Source organism: Brevibacterium sp. SIMBA_078 (assembly GCF_046534565.1).
Classification (GTDB): Bacteria; Actinomycetota; Actinomycetes; order Actinomycetales; family Brevibacteriaceae; genus Brevibacterium.
In genome coordinates this window covers 1-1,710 of the sequence record NZ_JAWRYQ010000009.1, presented here as the reverse complement: position 1 = coordinate 1,710, position 1,710 = coordinate 1, and the positions used below count along the sequence as shown (strand labels likewise).

Genomic DNA, 1,710 nt, shown 5'->3' with positions numbered 1-1,710 from the left:
CCTGACTTGCACAAGTAGATGAGGTTTTCGGGGCCACGGAGCATATTCCTCCTGGTCAGGAGGTTGCTTGTTTCGGATTCGGGTAACTAATTTGAGCCTTATCATGGTGGAATGAGCCCATTCGTGCGCAAGGTCCTGACCGCGTCGGGCGCCACAGCCGTACAGATCGCCGATAAGACTGGCGGGAAGTACCGCATCGTCGAACACCTCGGGTCGGCCCACACACCCGAAGACCTCGCCGCTCTCGTCGAGGCAGGCAAAGCCAAACTGCGCGACCCCGGACAGGCCACACTCGACTTCGACACCGCCGACAAACCACGAGTGGCATCGGCAGTCGTGAAGTCCAGCAGATCCGGGCTCCTCATCGACACGATCCGCACCGTGTACGAAAGGCTCGGGTTCGACATCATCGACGATGAAGCGTTCTTCCAACTCGTCGCTGCCCGATTGGTTGAGCCGACGTCGAAGTCCGACAGTGTCAGAGTCCTTGACGAGCTCGGTGTCGACGTCGTTCACCGCAACACGTTCCTCAACAGCCTTGTCCGGGCAAAAGACCGCGACTACCGGGCCCAGATCGCAGAGAAATGCTTCGCCCACAGCGTCGCTACCACCGGGATCAGTCTGTTGCTTTATGACGTCACGACCCTCTATTTCGAGGCTGAGAAGGAAGACGCCCTTCGCCAGGTCGGGTACTCGAAAGAACGTCGCGTGGACCCGCAGATCGTCGTCGGGTTGCTCGTCGACAGGACGGGGTTCCCACTCGAGATCGGGTGCTTCGAAGGCGCGAAGGCCGAGACCCACACGATCATTCCCGTGATCAAAGCCTTCCAAGACCGCCACGGTGTGACAGACATGGTCGTCGCCGCCGATGCCGGCATGTTGTCGGCGAAGAACCTCAAAGAACTCGACGATGCTGGGCTGCGGTTCATCGTCGGGTCGAGGCAGACGAAAGCACCACATGACCTGGCGACGCATTTTCGGTGGAATGGCGAGTACACCGACGATGGGCAGATCATCGACACGATTACTCCGAAAGGTGTGAAGCGACTCGATCCGGAGAGGGTGAAGAAGAGACGCGAACCCGTCTGGTCAGCGGAGGAACATCCGGATGCGTGGCGAGTGGTGTGGCAGTACCGGCGCAAGAGGGCGATGCGTGATGAGCAGACCCTGAACCTGCAGCGCAACCGTGCACTGGCAATCATCGATGGGGACAAGCCGGCGAAGAAGGCCCGGTTCGTGAAAGTCACCGATGAGGAGAAAGCCTTCGATGAGAAGGCGTATGAGCGGGCGATGAAGCTGACGGGGTTCAAGGGCTACGTGACGAACATTCCCGTCGGGACTATGCCTGCGGCGGAGGTGATCGGTAGTTATCACGACCTGTGGCAGGTCGAGCAGTCTTTCCGGATGTCGAAGACCGACTTGAGAGCCCGCCCGATCTTCCACCGGAAACGGGATGCGATCGAGGCACACCTGACTGTCGTGTTCACGGCGTTGGCCGTGTCGAGGTTCATGCAGGCCGCGACTGGGGCGTCGTTGAAGAAGATCATCACGAGTCTGCGCCCGTTGCGGGAGTTCACCGGGCGGGTCGGTGGGCAGGACATCACGTTCACACCGGAAGTACCTAGGGCCGTCGAGAACATGCTCCAGGCGCTAGAAAAGTCGTAAATTCGGCTGTCAGCGGTGGGTAACTAAAGTTGTGCAACTCAGGTC

General features: G+C 59.6%; 1 protein-coding gene. It reads left to right on the top strand.

Annotated elements, in window-relative coordinates; genetic code table 11:
- Positions 1-111: 111 nt before the first annotated feature.
- The gene (locus SB749_RS18615) at positions 112-1,665 is read left to right on the top strand and encodes an IS1634 family transposase (RefSeq protein ID WP_410711612.1); all 1,554 of its coding nucleotides are present in this window, start codon (positions 112-114) and stop codon (positions 1,663-1,665) included.
- Positions 1,666-1,710 lie beyond the last annotated feature (45 nt).

Excerpts from the sequence above, each read along its gene's own strand:
- SB749_RS18615 (WP_410711612.1), top strand. The coding sequence starts at position 112 with ATGAGCCCATTCGTGCGCAAGGTCCTGACCGCGTCGGGCGCCACAGCC.